The organism is Enterobacter cancerogenus, assembly GCF_019047785.1.
GTDB lineage: Bacteria > Pseudomonadota > Gammaproteobacteria > Enterobacterales > Enterobacteriaceae > Enterobacter > Enterobacter cancerogenus.
Genome location: NZ_CP077290.1, coordinates 1,619,640 through 1,636,591, shown reverse-complemented (window position 1 = coordinate 1,636,591; position 16,952 = coordinate 1,619,640). Strand labels below are relative to the sequence as shown.

At 56.3% G+C, this 16,952-nt stretch carries 17 protein-coding genes; 11 read left to right on the top strand and 6 right to left on the bottom strand.

Features of this window, described 5'->3' with window-relative positions; translation table 11 throughout:
* The first annotated feature begins 56 nt into the window (after window positions 1–56).
* From queA to secF, 5 genes are read left to right on the top strand one after another with little or no spacing between them, the layout of a single operon-like run.
* Window positions 57–1,127 (top strand): tRNA preQ1(34) S-adenosylmethionine ribosyltransferase-isomerase QueA, encoded by a 1,071-nt coding sequence (gene queA, locus I6L58_RS07735; protein WP_088207856.1) that lies wholly within the window; start codon window positions 57–59, stop codon window positions 1,125–1,127.
* A 53-nt stretch (window positions 1,128–1,180) separates the two neighbouring features.
* Window positions 1,181–2,308 (top strand): tRNA guanosine(34) transglycosylase Tgt, encoded by a 1,128-nt coding sequence (gene tgt, locus I6L58_RS07730; RefSeq protein ID WP_006176865.1) that lies wholly within the window; start codon window positions 1,181–1,183, stop codon window positions 2,306–2,308.
* 22 nt (window positions 2,309–2,330) lie between these two features.
* On the top strand, window positions 2,331–2,663 hold the full coding sequence (yajC, locus tag I6L58_RS07725; protein WP_042320789.1) for a preprotein translocase subunit YajC: 333 nt from the start codon (window positions 2,331–2,333) through the stop codon (window positions 2,661–2,663).
* 27 nt (window positions 2,664–2,690) lie between these two features.
* The gene (gene secD, locus I6L58_RS07720; protein WP_088207855.1) at window positions 2,691–4,538 is read left to right on the top strand and encodes a protein translocase subunit SecD; all 1,848 of its coding nucleotides are present in this window, start codon (window positions 2,691–2,693) and stop codon (window positions 4,536–4,538) included.
* 10 nt (window positions 4,539–4,548) lie between these two features.
* Entirely contained in the window at window positions 4,549–5,520 is a 972-nt protein-coding gene (secF, locus tag I6L58_RS07715) for a protein translocase subunit SecF (protein WP_006176868.1), read from the top strand.
* A 153-nt stretch (window positions 5,521–5,673) separates the two neighbouring features.
* Here the strand turns inward: secF and I6L58_RS07710 are convergent, their stop codons facing one another.
* Both I6L58_RS07710 and I6L58_RS07705 read right to left on the bottom strand, forming a co-directional pair.
* Window positions 5,674–6,558: a nucleoside-specific channel-forming protein Tsx gene (locus I6L58_RS07710; protein WP_042321399.1), complete on the bottom strand. Its 885-nt coding sequence runs from the start codon at window positions 6,556–6,558 to the stop codon at window positions 5,674–5,676.
* 268 nt (window positions 6,559–6,826) lie between these two features.
* A complete protein-coding gene (locus I6L58_RS07705) occupies window positions 6,827–7,366 on the bottom strand; it encodes a SadB/YajI family lipoprotein (RefSeq protein ID WP_006176871.1) in 540 nt (179 codons plus the stop codon).
* A 153-nt stretch (window positions 7,367–7,519) separates the two neighbouring features.
* Here I6L58_RS07705 and nrdR point away from each other — a divergent pair, with 153 nt between their 5' ends.
* The 5 genes from nrdR (at window position 7,520) to thiL (ending at window position 11,125) form a co-directional block, all read left to right on the top strand.
* Window positions 7,520–7,969, top strand: coding sequence for a transcriptional regulator NrdR (gene nrdR, locus I6L58_RS07700; RefSeq protein WP_006176872.1), 450 nt, complete (start codon window positions 7,520–7,522; stop codon window positions 7,967–7,969).
* A gap of 4 nt (window positions 7,970–7,973) precedes the next feature.
* Window positions 7,974–9,077 carry a bifunctional diaminohydroxyphosphoribosylaminopyrimidine deaminase/5-amino-6-(5-phosphoribosylamino)uracil reductase RibD gene (gene ribD, locus I6L58_RS07695; protein ID WP_006176873.1) on the top strand — a complete coding sequence of 368 codons (1,104 nt, stop codon included), beginning with the start codon at window positions 7,974–7,976 and terminating at the stop codon, window positions 9,075–9,077.
* Between the two features lie 87 nt (window positions 9,078–9,164).
* Window positions 9,165–9,635 carry a 6,7-dimethyl-8-ribityllumazine synthase gene (gene ribH, locus I6L58_RS07690; RefSeq protein WP_006176874.1) on the top strand — a complete coding sequence of 157 codons (471 nt, stop codon included), beginning with the start codon at window positions 9,165–9,167 and terminating at the stop codon, window positions 9,633–9,635.
* Window positions 9,636–9,656: 21 nt separating this feature from the next.
* On the top strand, window positions 9,657–10,076 hold the full coding sequence (gene nusB / locus I6L58_RS07685) for a transcription antitermination factor NusB (RefSeq protein ID WP_014882759.1): 420 nt from the start codon (window positions 9,657–9,659) through the stop codon (window positions 10,074–10,076).
* Between the two features lie 77 nt (window positions 10,077–10,153).
* A complete protein-coding gene (thiL, locus tag I6L58_RS07680) occupies window positions 10,154–11,125 on the top strand; it encodes a thiamine-phosphate kinase (protein WP_006176876.1) in 972 nt (323 codons plus the stop codon).
* A gap of 104 nt (window positions 11,126–11,229) precedes the next feature.
* Here thiL and I6L58_RS07675 read toward each other — a convergent pair whose 3' ends face one another.
* The 4 genes from I6L58_RS07675 to xseB all read right to left on the bottom strand — a co-directional run bounded on the left by I6L58_RS07675 (window position 11,230) and on the right by xseB (window position 15,298).
* The gene (locus I6L58_RS07675; protein ID WP_042320800.1) at window positions 11,230–12,204 is read right to left on the bottom strand and encodes an aldo/keto reductase; all 975 of its coding nucleotides are present in this window, start codon (window positions 12,202–12,204) and stop codon (window positions 11,230–11,232) included.
* Between the two features lie 64 nt (window positions 12,205–12,268).
* On the bottom strand, window positions 12,269–14,131 hold the full coding sequence (dxs, locus tag I6L58_RS07670; protein WP_006176878.1) for a 1-deoxy-D-xylulose-5-phosphate synthase: 1,863 nt from the start codon (window positions 14,129–14,131) through the stop codon (window positions 12,269–12,271).
* 24 nt (window positions 14,132–14,155) lie between these two features.
* Complete coding sequence (gene ispA / locus I6L58_RS07665) at window positions 14,156–15,055, bottom strand: (2E,6E)-farnesyl diphosphate synthase (protein WP_088207854.1); 900 nt, start codon at window positions 15,053–15,055, stop codon at window positions 14,156–14,158.
* On the bottom strand, window positions 15,056–15,298 hold the full coding sequence (xseB, locus tag I6L58_RS07660) for an exodeoxyribonuclease VII small subunit (RefSeq protein WP_006176880.1): 243 nt from the start codon (window positions 15,296–15,298) through the stop codon (window positions 15,056–15,058).
* Between the two features lie 190 nt (window positions 15,299–15,488).
* Here xseB and thiI point away from each other — a divergent pair, with 190 nt between their 5' ends.
* Entirely contained in the window at window positions 15,489–16,937 is a 1,449-nt protein-coding gene (gene thiI, locus I6L58_RS07655) for a tRNA uracil 4-sulfurtransferase ThiI (RefSeq protein WP_058609301.1), read from the top strand.
* Window positions 16,938–16,952: the final 15 nt, after the last annotated feature.

Below are 16,952 nucleotides of genomic sequence, written 5' to 3'. Positions count from 1 at the left end.
CAAAAGGGTGTGAGCACTAGACTATGCCGCCTGTTTTTAAGTCACGAGTATACGTCATGCGCGTCGCCGATTTCTCCTTTGAATTACCTGAATCCCTGATTGCTCACTATCCCATGCCTGAGCGCAGTAGCTGCCGTTTACTGTCACTGGACGGGCCGACGGGCGAGCTGACGCACGGTACTTTCACCGATTTGCTCGACAAGCTCAACCCTGGCGATCTGCTGGTGTTTAACAATACCCGCGTGATCCCGGCGCGCCTGTTTGGTCGAAAAGCCAGCGGCGGCAAGATTGAGGTGCTGGTTGAACGTATGCTCGATGATAAACGTATTCTGGCACATATTCGCGCCTCGAAAGCGCCGAAGCCGGGCGCAGAGCTGCTGCTGGGCGATGACGAGAGCATTAACGCGACCATGACCGCGCGCCACGATGCGCTGTTTGAGGTGGAGTTTAACGACGAACGCACGGTGCTGGATATCCTCAACGCCATCGGCCATATGCCGCTGCCGCCGTACATTGAGCGCCCGGATGAAGAGTCTGACCGTGAGCTGTACCAGACCGTCTACAGCCAGAAGCCTGGCGCGGTGGCTGCCCCCACGGCGGGCCTGCACTTTGATGAACCGCTGCTGGAAAAGCTGCGCGCAAAAGGCATTGAGATGGCATTCGTCACGCTGCACGTTGGCGCGGGGACGTTCCAGCCGGTACGCGTAGACAGCATTGAAGATCACATCATGCACTCCGAGTATGCCGAAGTGCCGCAGGAGGTGGTTGACGCGGTGCTGGCGGCGAAAGCGCGTGGAAGCCGTGTTGTGGCGGTCGGGACAACCTCCGTGCGTTCCCTTGAGAGCGCGGCGCAGGCGGCAAAAACCGATCTTATCGAGCCGTTCTTTGGCGATACCCAAATCTTTATCTACCCAGGCTACCAGTACAAAGTGATTGATGCGCTGGTAACCAATTTCCATCTGCCTGAATCAACATTAATTATGCTGGTGTCGGCCTTCGCGGGTTATCAGCACACGATGACGGCCTACAAGTCTGCGGTAGAACAAAAATATCGCTTTTTTAGCTACGGGGACGCGATGTTTATCACGTACAATCCGCAGGCTTTGAATGAGCGTGTCGGGGAATAAGTCCGCGGCACCGTTTTACAACGTTGGACTGTTTTTCTGACGTCGGAGAAAAAATGAAATTTGAACTTGATACCACCGACGGTCGCGCACGCCGCGGTCGCCTGGTGTTTGATCGCGGCGTGGTGGAAACCCCCGCGTTTATGCCTGTGGGCACGTACGGCACCGTAAAAGGGATGACGCCGGAAGAAGTTGAAGCCACTGGCGCACAAATTATCCTCGGCAACACCTTCCACCTGTGGCTGCGCCCGGGCCAGGAAATCATGAAGCTGCACGGCGACCTGCACGACTTCATGCAGTGGAAAGGCCCTATTCTTACCGACTCCGGCGGTTTCCAGGTCTTCAGCCTGGGCGATATCCGCAAGATCACCGAAAAAGGCGTGCACTTCCGTAATCCGATCAACGGCGATCCGATCTTCCTCGATCCGGAAAAATCCATGGAGATTCAGTACGATCTCGGTTCCGATATCGTGATGATCTTCGATGAATGTACGCCATACCCGGCAGACTGGGATTACGCCAAGCGTTCAATGGAAATGTCCCTGCGCTGGGCGCAGCGCAGCCGTGACCGTTTTGACGCCCTGCAGAACAAAAATGCGCTGTTCGGCATTATTCAGGGCAGCGTTTACGAAGATTTACGTGATATCTCCGTTAAAGGTCTGGTAGAGATAGGCTTTGATGGCTACGCTGTCGGCGGTTTGGCTGTGGGTGAGCCGAAGGAAGACATGCACCGCATTCTGGAGCACGTCTGCCCGCAAATCCCGGCCGATAAACCGCGATACCTGATGGGTGTGGGTAAACCAGAAGATCTGGTGGAAGGCGTTCGTCGCGGCATTGATATGTTCGACTGCGTCATGCCAACCCGTAACGCGCGTAACGGGCATCTGTTTGTGACCGATGGCGTGGTGAAAATCCGTAACGCGAAGCATAAGAGTGACACCAGCCCGCTCGATTCCGAGTGCGATTGCTATACCTGTCGCAATTATTCTCGTGCGTACCTGCATCATCTCGATCGTTGCAACGAGATTTTAGGTGCGCGTCTCAATACCATTCATAATCTTCGTTATTATCAGCGCTTAATGGCTGGTTTACGTAAGGCTATCGAAGAGGGTAAATTAGAGAGCTTCGTGACCGATTTCTACCAACGTCAGGGTCGGGATGTTCCGCCGTTGAACGTTGATTAATTTTAATAATGAGGGAATTTGAATGAGCTTTTTTATTTCTGATGCGGTAGCAGCAACTGGCGCGCCATCACAGGGCAGCCCAATGTCTCTGATTCTGATGCTGGTTGTGTTCGGTCTGATCTTCTACTTCATGATCCTGCGTCCACAGCAGAAACGCACCAAAGAGCACAAAAACCTGATGAACTCCATCGCGAAAGGCGATGAAGTGCTGACCAACGGTGGCCTGGTCGGTCGCGTAACCAAAGTAGCTGAAAGCGGCTATATTGCTATCGCCCTGAACGACACCACTGAAGTGGTTATCAAACGTGACTTCGTAGCTGCCGTTCTGCCGAAAGGCACCATGAAGGCGCTGTAATCCCAACTTTTCCCAAAGGGAACTGCCGTGTTAAACCGTTATCCTTTGTGGAAGTACATCATGCTGGTCGTCGTGATTATCGTCGGCCTGCTGTACGCGCTTCCCAACCTGTATGGTGAGGATCCGGCCGTTCAAATCACTGGCGCGCGCGGTGTCGCCGCCAGTGAGCAAACGCTGATCCAGGTCCAGAAAACGTTACAAGAAGAAAAAATTACCGCTAAGTCTGTGGCACTGGAAGAGGGCGCAATTCTTGCTCGCTTCGACACCACCGACACGCAGCTCCGCGCCCGTGAAGCGCTGATGGGCGTGCTGGGTGATAAATATGTCGTGGCGCTTAACCTTGCTCCTGCAACCCCACGTTGGCTGGCTGCGCTGAACGCAGAGCCAATGAAACTCGGTCTTGACCTGCGTGGTGGCGTTCACTTCCTGATGGAAGTGGATATGGACACTGCCCTTGGCAAGCTGCAGGAACAGAATATCGACAGCCTGCGCAGCGATCTGCGTGAAAAAGGCATCGCCTACACGACCGTGCGTAAAGAAGATAACTACGGCTTGAGCATCACGTTCCGCGACGGCGCGGCACGCGACCAGGCTGTGACTTACCTGTCTCAACGTCATCGCGATCTGGTGATCACCTCCCAGGGCAGCAACCAGTTGCGTGCGGTCATGACCGATGCGCGTCTGAGTGAAGCCCGTGAATACGCTGTTCAGCAGAACATCAACATTCTGCGTAACCGTGTAAACCAGCTGGGCGTGGCCGAGCCGCTGGTACAGCGTCAGGGTGCTGACCGTATCGTGGTAGAACTGCCGGGTATCCAGGATACTGCGCGTGCGAAAGAGATTCTGGGTGCAACCGCAACCCTGGAATTCCGCCTGGTGAATACCAACGTCGATCAGTCGGCTGCCGCTTCTGGCCGTGTGCCAGGCGACTCCGAAGTGAAACAGACTCGCGAAGGCCAGCCCGTTGTGCTGTACAAACGCGTGATCCTGACCGGTGACCATATCACCGACTCCACTTCCAGCCAGGACGAATACAACCAGCCGCAGGTTAATATCTCGCTTGATAGCGCGGGTGGTAACATCATGTCTAACTTCACCAAGGACAACATCGGCAAACCGATGGCGACCCTGTTCGTGGAGTACAAAGACAGCGGTAAGAAAGACGCTAACGGTCGCTCTGTGCTGGTGAAAGAGGAAGAGGTGATTAACATCGCCAACATCCAGTCTCGTCTGGGTAACAGCTTCCGTATTACCGGTATCAACAACCCGAACGAAGCGCGTCAGCTCTCTCTGCTGCTGCGTGCCGGTGCGCTGATTGCGCCAATCCAGATTGTTGAAGAACGTACCATTGGTCCAACCCTGGGTATGCAGAACATCAAACAGGGTCTGGAAGCGTGTCTGGCCGGTCTGGTGGTCTCTATTCTCTTCATGATCTTCTTCTACAAGAAGTTTGGTCTGATTGCGACCTCCGCGCTGGTGGCAAACCTGGTGCTGATCATCGGTATCATGTCTCTGCTGCCGGGGGCAACGCTGACCATGCCGGGGATTGCGGGTATCGTCTTAACCCTTGCGGTGGCGGTCGATGCGAACGTACTGATAAACGAACGTATCAAAGAAGAGCTGAGCAACGGTCGCTCTGTGCAGCAGGCGATTGAAGAAGGCTATAAAGGGGCGTTTAGCTCCATCTTCGATGCGAACGTAACAACACTGATTAAGGTTCTTATCCTGTATGCAGTGGGGACTGGCGCTATCAAAGGCTTTGCAATTACGACCGGTATCGGTGTTGCAACGTCAATGTTTACCGCTATTGTCGGCACCCGTGCCATCGTGAACCTGCTGTATGGCGGCAAGCGCGTCAAAAAGCTGTCTATCTGAGGAGTGCGTTGTGGCACAGGAATATACTGTTGAACAATTGAACCACGGCCGTAAAGTCTGGGACTTTATGCGCTGGGACTACTGGGCCTTCGGGATTTCAGGTTTTCTCCTGATTCTCTCCATCGCCATTATGGGTGTGAAAGGCTTTAACTGGGGTCTCGATTTCACCGGTGGTACGGTGATTGAAATCACCCTGGAAAAACCGGTCGATATGGACCAGATGCGCGAATCGCTGCAGAAAGCGGGCTTCGAAGAGCCGCTGCTGCAGAACTTCGGCAGCAGTCGCGACATCATGGTGCGTATGCCGCCGGTGCACGATGCCAACGGCAGCCAGGAGCTGGGCAGCAAGGTCGTTCACGTCATTAACGAAACGACCAGCCAGAATGCGACGGTTAAGCGTATTGAGTTCGTCGGCCCAAGCGTGGGTGCGGACCTGGCGCAAACCGGTGCGATGGCGCTGATGGTGGCGCTGATCTCCATCCTGATTTACGTTGGTTTCCGCTTTGAGTGGCGACTGGCGGCAGGCGTGGTTATCGCCCTGGCGCACGACGTGGTGATCACCATGGGCGTACTGTCTCTGTTCCATATTGAGATTGACCTGACGATTGTGGCATCCCTGATGTCCGTTATCGGTTACTCACTGAACGACAGTATCGTGGTATCTGACCGTATCCGTGAAAACTTCCGTAAGATCCGTCGCGGTACGCCGTACGAAATCTTTAACGTGTCATTGACCCAGACGCTGCACCGTACCTTGATCACATCCGGTACCACCTTGATGGTTATCCTGATGCTGTATCTCTTCGGTGGCCCGGTACTGGAAGGCTTCTCGCTGACCATGCTGATTGGTGTCTCTATCGGTACGGCGTCGTCCATCTATGTGGCGTCCGCGCTGGCACTGAAACTCGGCATGAAGCGTGAGCATCTGCTCCAGCAGAAGGTCGAAAAAGAAGGGGCGGATCAGCCGTCAATTCTGCCGTAAGACAGCGTCTTTCGCATAAAAAAATCCCGGTCTGTTGACCGGGATTTTTTTGTCTTTGCGCCCTCTCCCGTGGGAGAGGGGAGGGCATCAGCCCGCACAATTTCGGATCCCAGGCCCGGTAAGCGCAGCGCCACCGGGCGAATCCCGCAGAGATTAGAAGTTGTAACCCACCACCAGGTAACCACCCCAGCCGGTAGAACGCACGCTGAAGTCGCCGTTGCCGAAGTTCAGGCTGGCGTCATCGTTCCACTGACCACCGTTGTGCCAGTAACGCGCCACAACAGAGTAGTGCCAGTGATCGTAGTTCAGCGCCAGAATGTGGCTGGAGGCGATGGAGTCGTTGGTGCGCGCTTTACGGCCATTCAGGTCGCGGAAGTCGTTATCGCCCAGGTCTGAACCCCAGTCAAAGTTGGTGAAGCCGATGTAGCTCAGGTTGCCGCCCCACAGCTGGGTCAGTGGCACAAAGTATTTCACTTTGAAACGGTAGCCGTCCCACTCGTTCTCGTTCGCTGCACCGTAGTTCTGCCACTGGTATTTCGCGTAGACGTTCATGGACAGGCTCATTGGCAGACCGGTTTCAATGTCCGTACCCAGACCCATGTACCAGGTGCTCTGACGACCGGAGGCGTTGCGGCCCATGTCGTAGATGTAGTTGTTTGCGAAGTACCACTCTTTAAACGGACCAAACGCCAGGCTGGTGCCGGTCAGCTTATCAATGGAGAAACGTGGTTCGATTTCCATGAACAGCGGAGAACCGTGGTTCCAGATACCTTTCGCGTCGGTGTTACCGCCGAAGAAGACCGGCGCATCCATATAACCGTAGAAATCAAACCAGTCTTTTTTAGCGAACGCTTCGTATTCCAGGTAGGTATCGTTGCGGATCTGCGGTCCAAAACGGGTGTGGTAGCTGCCCACCACGTTAACGCTCTGATGCCACCAGTCGGAAACATATTCTGGTTTGTTATTTTCCGCTGCGTTAACAGTGAAAGAGGAGGACAATGCCAGCGCTGCACCGGCTGCGAGTAATGTTTTTTTCATAATCATGCCACTGATTGAAATTCCCTTCCGGGAGTGAAAAATGCGCGAATTGCGTTTCTAAATATTTCGTGTTTCTGCGGAGCCTATTATAGGAATCCCTGCTCACAAAAATACGTGTTGTTTCACAGTTCTCTCACATACGTAATCGATTGCGTTCACGTTTGCGTACTTTAAACGGCGGGGATTGTATCGACAACCATTTATGTTGCCAATGTTTTCAGCGTGTAAATGTTAGCGGAGTAACAGCGTACTCCGCTAAAGGGGAGGATTATTGCGCGGCGGGCTGGATGTCGTGGATGCGAACAAAGCCTAACTGGTCCGGCGTGAGGCCGTTCAGCTGAACCGGGATATCAACATCGCTCGGCGCGAGCGTGCTGGCAGGGGCCGTGATCAGCTGATTTTTCACATTCACCTCCTGGAAACTTTCCGTGGTGCCCTGGATCTGGCCCCACTCTACGGTGCCGCTAAACGCCGGCAACGGATCGTTGGATTCGCCCTGAATACGCAGCGTGGCGCGCGTGCCTTCGGCGTTCGGTGCGAGGTTAACCAGCGACATTTTCAGCATGCCGATCTGGCTGTTCAGGCGCGCAGGGGTATTGGCACCGGGCAGAAGATACACACCGCTGGCGGATTTTGCATTCAGCGCGTTTTGCTGCGTGATTTTCACGGTTTCTTTATTCAGTTTGTCCATCGCCGTGTTAAGCGTATTCACGCTTTGTTTCATCTCGCGGACTTCAGTTTGCTGTGCGCATGCGCTAAGGGTGAACAGGCTTCCCACCAGGAGAATTCTTAGGTAACGTCTTGTCATTGCGTTTATTTCCCTTGAAATAACGGATGCGTGTAATGGTAGCCAGCATCCTGTCGTCAGGCATAGATCCTTAGTCTCAAAAAGCTCTTCCTTTGTTGTCGGGCCAGATCAGGGTAAAATGAAACTCAGTTAACCAGATAACAGGGATACCGTATGCATTGCCCATTCTGCTCCGCTGTGGATACCAAAGTCATCGACTCTCGCCTGGTGGGCGAAGGGTCCTCCGTACGCCGCCGTCGGCAGTGTCTGGTGTGCAACGAGCGTTTCACCACCTTTGAGGTGGCCGAACTGGTGATGCCGCGCGTGGTCAAAAGCAACGATGTCCGCGAGCCGTTCAATGAAGAGAAGCTGCGCAGCGGGATGCTAAAAGCGCTGGAAAAACGGCCCGTCAGTGCAGATGACGTCGAAATGGCGTTAAACCACATTAAATCGCATCTTCGTGGGTTAGGGGAGCGCGAGGTGCCAAGCAAAATGATTGGCAACCTGGTGATGGAGCAGCTTAAAAAGCTCGATAAAGTTGCCTATATCCGCTTTGCCTCGGTCTACCGCAGCTTCGAAGATATCAAAGAGTTTGGCGAAGAGATCGCCCGCTTACAGGATTAAACGCATGCAGGATGAGATTTACATGGCGCGAGCCATGAAGCTGGCGCAGCGCGGGCGTTTTACCACCCATCCTAATCCGAACGTCGGGTGCGTTATCGTGAAAGACGGCGAGATCGTCGGCGAAGGGTTCCACTACCGCGCGGGTGAGCCGCATGCCGAGGTCCACGCGCTGCGGATGGCCGGCGAAAAGGCGCGGGGGGCAACCGCCTACGTGACGCTGGAGCCGTGCAGCCACCACGGGCGCACGCCGCCGTGCTGTGAAGCGCTGATTGCGGCAGGTGTCTCGCGCGTTGTCGCGTCTATGCAGGATCCGAATCCGCAGGTGGCCGGGCGCGGGCTGTACCGCTTGCAGCAGGAAGGGATCGACGTTAGCCACGGCCTGATGATGCAGGATGCGGAAGCCCTCAACAAAGGCTTCCTGAAGCGTATGCGAACCGGGTTCCCCTATATTCAGCTTAAGCTGGGCGCGTCTCTGGACGGCCGCACGGCGATGGCCAACGGTGAAAGTCAGTGGATCACCTCGCCGCAGGCAAGGCGCGATGTGCAACGTCTGCGCGCGCAAAGCCATGCTATCCTCACCAGCAGTGAAACGGTGCTGGCCGACGATCCGGCGATGACCGTGCGCTGGGATGAACTGAACGCCGATACCCAGGCGCTCTACCCGCAGGAAAACCTGCGCCAGCCGCTGCGCATTGTGATTGATAGCCAGAACCGCGTTACGCCTGAGCACCGTATCGTGCACCAGCCCGGTGAAACGCTGTTTGCCCGCACCAAAGACGATTCGCGTCAATGGCCGGAAGGCGTGCGCAGCATTATGGTGCCGGAACACAACGGCCATCTTGATTTAGTGGTGCTGATGATGCTGCTGGGCAAGCAGCAGGTGAACAGCATCTGGGTTGAAGCAGGGCCGACGCTGGCCGGTGCGCTGTTGCAGGCGGGGCTGGTGGATGAGCTGATTGTCTACGTGGCCCCTGTGCTGTTGGGCAACGACGCGCGCGGCCTGTTTGTGCTGCCTGGCCTTGAAAAACTGGCCGATGCACCGCAACTCAAATTTAGCGAGATCCGTCCGGTAGGCCCGGATGTTTGCCTGCACTTAACGACAGCATAATTGCTCCCGAAATAGGGAAGCAGTATGCAAAGTATTATGATAAAATCCGCCCCCCTGCGGGGCCAAATGAACCCGTAAAGGAAGAGTATGAACATTATTGAAGCTGCTGTAGCTACCCCGGACGCTCGCGTCGCCATCACCATTGCGCGTTTCAACAACTTCATCAACGACAGCCTGCTGGAAGGTGCAATTGACGCCCTGAAACGTATCGGCCAGGTAAAAGATGACAACATTACCGTTGTTTGGGTTCCAGGTGCTTACGAACTGCCACTGGCAGCGGGCGCGCTGGCGAAAACCGGTAAATACGACGCGGTGATTGCCCTGGGTACAGTTATTCGTGGCGGCACTGCGCACTTCGAATACGTAGCGGGCGGTGCAAGCAATGGTCTGGCACACGTCGCCCAGGACGCTGAAATTCCTGTCGCGTTTGGCGTGCTGACCACCGAAAGTATTGAACAAGCCATCGAACGCGCTGGCACCAAGGCCGGTAACAAAGGTGCAGAAGCTGCACTGACCGCGCTTGAAATGATCAACGTATTGAAAGCCATTAAGGCCTGATTTTTTTGTAAGGGGAATTCCGTGAAACCTGCTGCTCGTCGCCGCGCCCGTGAATGTGCCGTTCAGGCACTTTACTCCTGGCAGTTGTCCCACAACGACATCGCCGATGTTGAGTACCAGTTCCTGTCAGAACAGGACGTGAAAGACGTCGATGTTCTGTACTTCCGTGAACTGCTGTCGGGAGTGGCGACTAATAGCGCGTATCTCGATGGCCTGATGAAGCCATACCTGTCCCGTCTTCTTGAAGAGCTGGGTCAGGTTGAAAAAGCAGTGTTGCGTATCGCGCTGTTCGAGCTGTCCAAACGTGATGATGTGCCGTACAAAGTGGCCATCAACGAAGCGATCGAACTGGCGAAAACCTTCGGCGCTGAAGACAGCCACAAGTTTGTTAACGGCGTGCTGGATAAAGCCGCACCTGCGATCCGTCCCCACAAAAAGTGATCCGCAAACCGGAGTCTTGCACTGCCTCACCGGCAGTGCGGCTCCGGTTTTTTCTTTTATTTGCTGAGGCATAACGTATGGCATGCGGCGAATTCTCCCTGATTGCCCGTTATTTCGACCGTGTCAGAACCTCTCGTCTTGATGTTGAAACTGGCATTGGCGATGACTGTGCACTTCTCAATATTCCTGAAAAACAGACGCTGGCTATTAGCACCGACACCTTAGTCTGCGGACGTCATTTCCTTCCCGATATCGATCCTGCTGACCTGGCGTATAAAGCGCTGGCGGTTAACGTCAGCGATCTGGCGGCGATGGGGGCCGATCCCGCGTGGCTGACGCTGGCCTTAACCCTGCCGAATGTCGATGAAGCCTGGCTTGAAGCCTTTAGCGATGCGCTGTTTGATCAGCTCAACTATTACGATATGCAGTTGATCGGGGGAGACACCACGGCCGGGCCGCTGTCGATGACCCTGGCGATCCACGGCTATGTTCCCGCTGGGCGGGCCCTGAAGCGTTCCGGGGCCAAACCGGGCGACTGGATTTACGTTACCGGTACGCCGGGAGATAGCGCCGCAGGGCTGGCTATCCTTCAGGACCGTTTAACCGTTGAAGATAAAGACGATGCGGCGTATCTGGTCAAACGCCATCTGCGCCCAACGCCGCGTATTCTGCACGGCCAGGCGCTGCGCGATCGCGCCAGTTCGGCTATCGATCTGTCTGATGGCCTGATCTCCGATCTCGGTCATGTCCTCAAGGCCAGCGGCGTGGGTGCGCGTGTCGATCTCGACCTTTTCCCGCTGTCAGAACAGCTCCTGCGTCACACAGAGCCTGAGCAGGCGTTGCGCTGGGCGCTGTCCGGTGGTGAAGATTACGAGCTGTGCTTTACCGTTCCGGAACTGAACCGCGGGACGCTGGACGTTGCGTTAGGGCATCTGGGCGCGCGGTTTACCTGCATCGGGCAGATTATGCCGGAAAGCGAAGGGCTGCAGTTTGTCCGGGACGGCGCGCCGGTCACGCTCGACTGGAAAGGGTACGATCACTTCGGGTGATTCTGTACGTTCCGTGTTGCCGGGTGGCGGCTTCGCCTTACCCGGCCTACGCGAGCATATGATTTTGTAGGTCGGGTAAGGCGAAGCCGCCACCCGGCTTTTGTTTATTTAAACCCTACCACCGGATGCTGCTCATACGGCGTCTCAAGCTCGGCAATCTGTTCTGGCGTCAGCGTGATGTCTACCGCGTTCAGCAGTTCGTCCAACTGCTCCTCGCGCGAGGTGCCGATAATCGGTGCTGCAACGCCACGTTTGCTCAGCAGCCATGCCAGCGCCACCTGCGCGCGCGTTGCGCCGGTGTCATCTGCAATGCCCGCCAGGCGCTCCGCAATCACGGCGTCGCTGCTTTCCGTATTTTCATACAGCGTTTTACCGAACGCATCCGATACCGAGCGGGCTGTCGTTTCCCCCCACGGGCGGGTTAAGCGTCCCCGCGCCAGCGGGCTCCACGGGATCACCGCTACCCCTTCCTGATAGCACAGGGGCAGCATCTCGCGCTCTTCTTCGCGATAGATCAGGTTGTAATGGTCCTGCATTGAGACAAATCGCGCCCAGCCGTGCTGCGCCTGCAGATCCAGCGCCTGGGCAAACTGCGACGCATGCATCGACGACGCGCCGATGTAACGCGCTTTGCCCGCGTTGACCACGTCATTAAGGGCCTCCAGCGTCTCTTCGATGGGCGTATTGTAATCCCAGCGGTGGATCTGCAGCAGGTCGACGTGATCCATGTTCAGGCGGCGCAGGCTGTCATCGATGGAGCGCAGGATCTGCGCCCGGGACAACCCTTCGGCGAGATCGCCGACCTGATGGTAAACCTTCGTCGCAACGACGACCTCATCACGACGGGCAAAATCGCGCAGGGCGCGGCCCACGATCTCCTCGCTGCTGCCGTCGGAGTAGCTGTTGGCGGTGTCAAAGAAGTTAATGCCGCCCTCAAGGGCGCGTTTGATGATGGGGCGGCTGCTCTCTTCCGGCAGCGTCCAGGCGTGATTCCCGCGGTCAGGCTCGCCAAACGTCATGCAGCCCAGGCAAAGTCGGGAAACCTTGAGGTCTGTTTTTCCTAATGTTGTGTATTGCATGGTTCCACTCCTGCTGTTTTTAAACCTGATGTTTAAGCATAGCAGGAGCGGAAAAGGGGAGGGATTACGCCAGCCAGGCGCGAATTTTGGCTTCGATACCGGCGGCGTCAAGGCCAATCGCCGCGCGGGCTTCGTCCTGGGTGCCCTGCGGAATAAAGTGATCCGGCAGGCCGAGGTTCAGTACCGGCACCCATTTACGGTTCGCCATCAATACTTCGTTCACGCCGCTGCCCGCGCCGCCCATAATGGCGTTTTCTTCCAGCGTGACCAGCAGCTCGTGGCTGGCGGCCATCTCAAGAATAAGCGCCTCGTCGAGCGGTTTCACAAAGCGCATATCGACGAGCGTCGCGTTCAGCGTGTCGGCGACCTGAGCGGCTTCCGGCATCAGCGTACCGAAGTTAAGAATGGCGACTTTCTCACCGCGACGCTTGACCAGACCTTTGCCGATCGCCAGTTTTTCCAGCGGCTTAAGTTCGACACCCACGGCGTTGCCGCGCGGGTAGCGAACCGCACTTGGGCCATCCTGATAGTGGTAGCCGGTAAACAGCATCTGACGACATTCGTTTTCATCTGACGGGGTCATGATCACCATGTCAGGAATGCAGCGCAGGAATGACAGGTCGAACGCCCCCTGGTGCGTCTGGCCGTCGGCACCGACGATGCCTGCTCGGTCGATAGCAAACAGCACCGGCAGCTTCTGAATAGCCACGTCGTGGATCACCTGGTCGTAGGCGCGCTGCAGGAAGGTGGAATAGATCGCCACAATCGGCTTGTAACCGCCAATCGCCAGCCCGGCGGCGAAGGTCACCGCGTGCTGCTCGGCAATCGCCACGTCGAAATACTGGTCAGGGTATTTTTTGGAGAACTCCACCATACCCGAGCCTTCACGCATCGCAGGTGTTACGGCCATCAGCTTGTTGTCTTTCGCGGCGGTTTCGCACAGCCAGTCGCCAAAGATTTTGGAGTAGCTCGGCATGCCGCCGCTGCTTTTTGGCAGACAGCCGCTGGTCGGGTCAAATTTCGGTACCGCGTGGAAGGTGATCGGATCTTTTTCCGCCGGTTCGTATCCGCGTCCCTTTTTGGTCATGATATGCAGGAACTGCGGCCCTTTGAGGTCACGCATGTTCTTGAGCGTGGTCACCAGTCCCAGCACGTCGTGGCCGTCGACCGGGCCGATATAATTAAAGCCCAGCTCTTCAAACAGCGTGCCCGGCACAACCATGCCTTTGATATGTTCTTCCGTACGCTTGAGCAGCTCTTTGATTGGCGGCACGCCGGAGAAGACCTTTTTGCCGCCTTCCCGCAGGGTGGAGTAGAGCTTGCCGGAAAGCAGCTGCGCCAGATGGTTATTCAGCGCGCCGACGTTCTCGGAGATCGACATTTCGTTATCATTGAGGATAACCAGCATGTCTGGCTTGATATCACCCGCGTGGTTCATCGCCTCAAAGGCCATGCCCGCGGTGATCGCGCCGTCGCCAATAACGCAGACGGTGCGACGCTGTTTATTCTCTTTTTCGGCGGCAACGGCAATCCCGATCCCGGCAGAAATCGACGTGGACGAGTGGCCGACGCTCAGCACGTCATACTCGCTCTCACCGCGCCACGGGAACGGGTGCAGGCCGCCTTTCTGACGAATGGTGCCAATTTTATCGCGACGTCCGGTCAGAATTTTGTGCGGATATGCCTGGTGTCCCACGTCCCAGATCAGCTGATCGAACGGCGTGTTGTAGACGTAGTGCAGCGCCACGGTCAGTTCAACCGTGCCAAGCCCGGAGGCGAAATGGCCGCTGGAGCGGCTGACGCTGTCGAGCAGGTAGCGACGCAGTTCGTCGCACAGCTTCGGCAGGTTCTCTTTCGGCAGCAGACGCAGCTCCTGGGTGGAGTCCACTAACGCCAGTGTCGGGTATTTGGCAATATCAAAACTCATCAAAGGCTCATCGAGATAGGTAGTTTATTTATTACGCTGGATTATGTAGTCCGCTAGCGCTTCCAGTGCCGAGGTATCCAGGGATTGCGCGGCCAGCTGACTCAGCGACTGACGGGCATCCTCTATCAGATCTCGGGCTTTACGCTGGGCTTGCTCAAGTCCCAGCAGGGCGGGGTAGGTACTTTTGCCAAGCTGCTGGTCCGCACCCTGACGTTTACCCAATGTTGCAGTATCGCCCACCACATCCAGAATGTCATCCTGAACCTGGAACGCCAGACCGATGCTTTCTGCGTATCTGTCCAGAATCGGCAGGGCTTTCCGCCCTTGCTCCCCGGCGCTCAATGCCCCCAGTCGAACGGCGGCACGTATTAATGCCCCCGTTTTATGGCGATGAATACGCTCCAGCTGTTCAAGATTCACCTGACGGCCTTCGGCTTCCAGATCCAGCGCCTGTCCGCCGCACATGCCGGCCACGCCGCTGGCCATCGCCAGTTCGGACACCATGGCCAGACGAGCGCGATCGCTCACTTCGACCATCGGCGCATCGCTCAGAATCGAGAATGCCAGCGTTTGCAGGGCGTCTCCGGCCAGAATGGCATTCGCCTCGCCAAACTTAATGTGGCACGTCGGCTGGCCGCGACGCAGATCGTCATCGTCCATGGCCGGTAAATCATCGTGGATCAGCGAATAGGCGTGGATACACTCAACGGCAGCGGCCGGGGCGTCCAGCGTGGCGTCGCTGATACCGAACATGTTGCCCGTGGCATACACCAGGAACGGCCGCAGGCGCTTTCCACCCAAGAGTGCGCCATAGTGCATGGCTTCAACCAGTGGAGTGTTCTGAAAAGGCTGTGGCGCGATAAAACGGCGCAGGGCGTCGTTGGCGCGCACAACGCGCGCCTGAAGCTCGGTGGCAAAATCCATTTACTCGGCGTCCGGTGTGAAGGGCGCAGGTTTGGCATCTTCGGCATCAGAGAGCAGGATCTGCACGCGCTGCTCGGCCTGCTGCAGTTTGACCTGCCCCTGGCGCGCCAGCTGCACGCCGCGTTCGAATTCGTTCAGCGCCTCTTCCAGCGGTAAATCGCCGCTTTCAAGACGGGTTACGATGTGCTCCAGTTCATTCAGCGCAGTTTCGAAACTGGCCGGTGCGTCGTTCTTCTTCGGCATAGTGAATTGACTCTTATATTCTCAGCCCCGACATGGTAACGGACTCGGGGCAATTATCAAATAACGCGCAATGTGCACAGGAGCCGCGCGATGGTGGTATACTTGCGCGCCTGGAAGCAGCCTTCGGTTATAGGGGCTGCTGTACTTTTCCATTACAAGCCTTATCGCTTGCCTAAGAAACATTGCCGCCATGAAGTTTATCATTAAATTGTTCCCTGAAATCACCATCAAAAGCCAATCTGTGCGTTTGCGCTTTATTAAAATTCTCACCGGGAACATCCGTAACGTATTAAAGCACTACGATGACACCCTTGCCGTGGTGCGTCACTGGGACCACGTAGAAGTTCGCGCGAAAGACGAAAACAAGCGTCTGGATATTCGCGACGCGCTGACCCGCATTCCGGGTATCCACCATATTCTGGAAGTGGAAGATGTACCCTTCACTTCCCTGCATGACATCTTTGAGAAGGCGCTGGCGCAGTATCGCGATCAGATCGAAGGCAAAACCTTCTGCGTGCGCGTGAAGCGTCGCGGCAAGCATGAATTCAGCTCAATTGAAGTGGAACGCTACGTTGGCGGCGGTCTGAACCAGCACGTTGAAACGGCGCGCGTGCGTCTGACTCACCCTGACGTGACCGTGAATCTCGAAATCGAGAACGATCGCCTGCTGCTGGTGAAAGGCCGCTACGAAGGTATCGGCGGCTTCCCGATCGGCACGCAGGAAGATGTGCTGTCGCTGATCTCCGGCGGTTTTGACTCCGGCGTTTCCAGCTATATGTTGATGCGTCGCGGCTGCCGCGTTCACTACTGCTTCTTCAACCTGGGCGGTGCGGCGCATGAAATTGGCGTACGTCAGGTGGCGCATTACCTGTGGAACCGCTTCGGCAGCTCCCACCGTGTACGCTTTGTGGCGATTAACTTTGAACCGGTTGTCGGTGAAATCCTGGAGAAGGTCGACGACGGTCAGATGGGCGTGGTGCTCAAGCGCATGATGGTGCGCGCAGCGTCGAAAGTGGCTGAGCGCTACGGCGTGCAGGCGCTGGTCACCGGCGAAGCGCTGGGCCAGGTGTCGAGCCAGACCCTGACCAACCTGCGCCTGATCGATAACGTCTCTGACACGCTGATCCTGCGCCCGCTCATCTCCCATGACAAAGAGCACATCATCGATCTGGCGCGTGAAATCGGCACCGAAGATTTCGCCCGTACCATGCCGGAGTATTGCGGCGTGATCTCGAAAAGCCCAACCGTGAAGGCGGTGAAGGCGAAAATCGAAGCGGAAGAAGAAAACTTTGATTTCGCCATCCTGGATAAGGTCGTTGCGGAAGCGTCGAACATCGATATCCGCGAGATCGCTCAGCAGACTCAGCAGGACGTCGTAGAAGTTGAAACCGTCAGCGGTTTCGGCGCTAACGACGCGATCCTCGATATTCGCTCCGTTGACGAGCAGGACGACAAACCGTTGCAGGTTGAAGGCGTTGAGGTCGTGTCTCTGCCGTTCTACAAGCTGAGCACCAAATTCGGCGATCTTGACCAAAGTAAAACCTACCTGCTGTGGTGTGAGCGTGGCGTGATGAGCCGTCTGCAGGCGCTCTATCTGCGTGAGCAGGGCTTTGCCAATGTGAAGGTGTATCGCCCGTAGCGTTCCTGCCCGGTA

What these genes read in the sequence shown, in the direction of transcription:
- dxs (WP_006176878.1), bottom strand. Translation starts at nt 14,131, where the DNA reads ATGAGTTTTGATATTGCCAAATACCCGACACTGGCGTTAGTGGACTCC.
- ribD (WP_006176873.1), top strand. Translation starts at nt 7,974, where the DNA reads ATGCAGGATGAGATTTACATGGCGCGAGCCATGAAGCTGGCGCAGCGC.
- nrdR (WP_006176872.1), top strand. Translation starts at nt 7,520, where the DNA reads ATGCATTGCCCATTCTGCTCCGCTGTGGATACCAAAGTCATCGACTCT.
- xseB (WP_006176880.1), bottom strand. Translation starts at nt 15,298, where the DNA reads ATGCCGAAGAAGAACGACGCACCGGCCAGTTTCGAAACTGCGCTGAAT.
- yajC (WP_042320789.1), top strand. Translation starts at nt 2,331, where the DNA reads ATGAGCTTTTTTATTTCTGATGCGGTAGCAGCAACTGGCGCGCCATCA.
- thiL (WP_006176876.1), top strand. Translation starts at nt 10,154, where the DNA reads ATGGCATGCGGCGAATTCTCCCTGATTGCCCGTTATTTCGACCGTGTC.
- ispA (WP_088207854.1), bottom strand. Translation starts at nt 15,055, where the DNA reads ATGGATTTTGCCACCGAGCTTCAGGCGCGCGTTGTGCGCGCCAACGAC.
- thiI (WP_058609301.1), top strand. Translation starts at nt 15,489, where the DNA reads ATGAAGTTTATCATTAAATTGTTCCCTGAAATCACCATCAAAAGCCAA.
- ribH (WP_006176874.1), top strand. Translation starts at nt 9,165, where the DNA reads ATGAACATTATTGAAGCTGCTGTAGCTACCCCGGACGCTCGCGTCGCC.
- I6L58_RS07675 (WP_042320800.1), bottom strand. Translation starts at nt 12,204, where the DNA reads ATGCAATACACAACATTAGGAAAAACAGACCTCAAGGTTTCCCGACTT.
- queA (WP_088207856.1), top strand. Translation starts at nt 57, where the DNA reads ATGCGCGTCGCCGATTTCTCCTTTGAATTACCTGAATCCCTGATTGCT.
- I6L58_RS07710 (WP_042321399.1), bottom strand. Translation starts at nt 6,558, where the DNA reads ATGAAAAAAACATTACTCGCAGCCGGTGCAGCGCTGGCATTGTCCTCC.
- I6L58_RS07705 (WP_006176871.1), bottom strand. Translation starts at nt 7,366, where the DNA reads ATGACAAGACGTTACCTAAGAATTCTCCTGGTGGGAAGCCTGTTCACC.
- tgt (WP_006176865.1), top strand. Translation starts at nt 1,181, where the DNA reads ATGAAATTTGAACTTGATACCACCGACGGTCGCGCACGCCGCGGTCGC.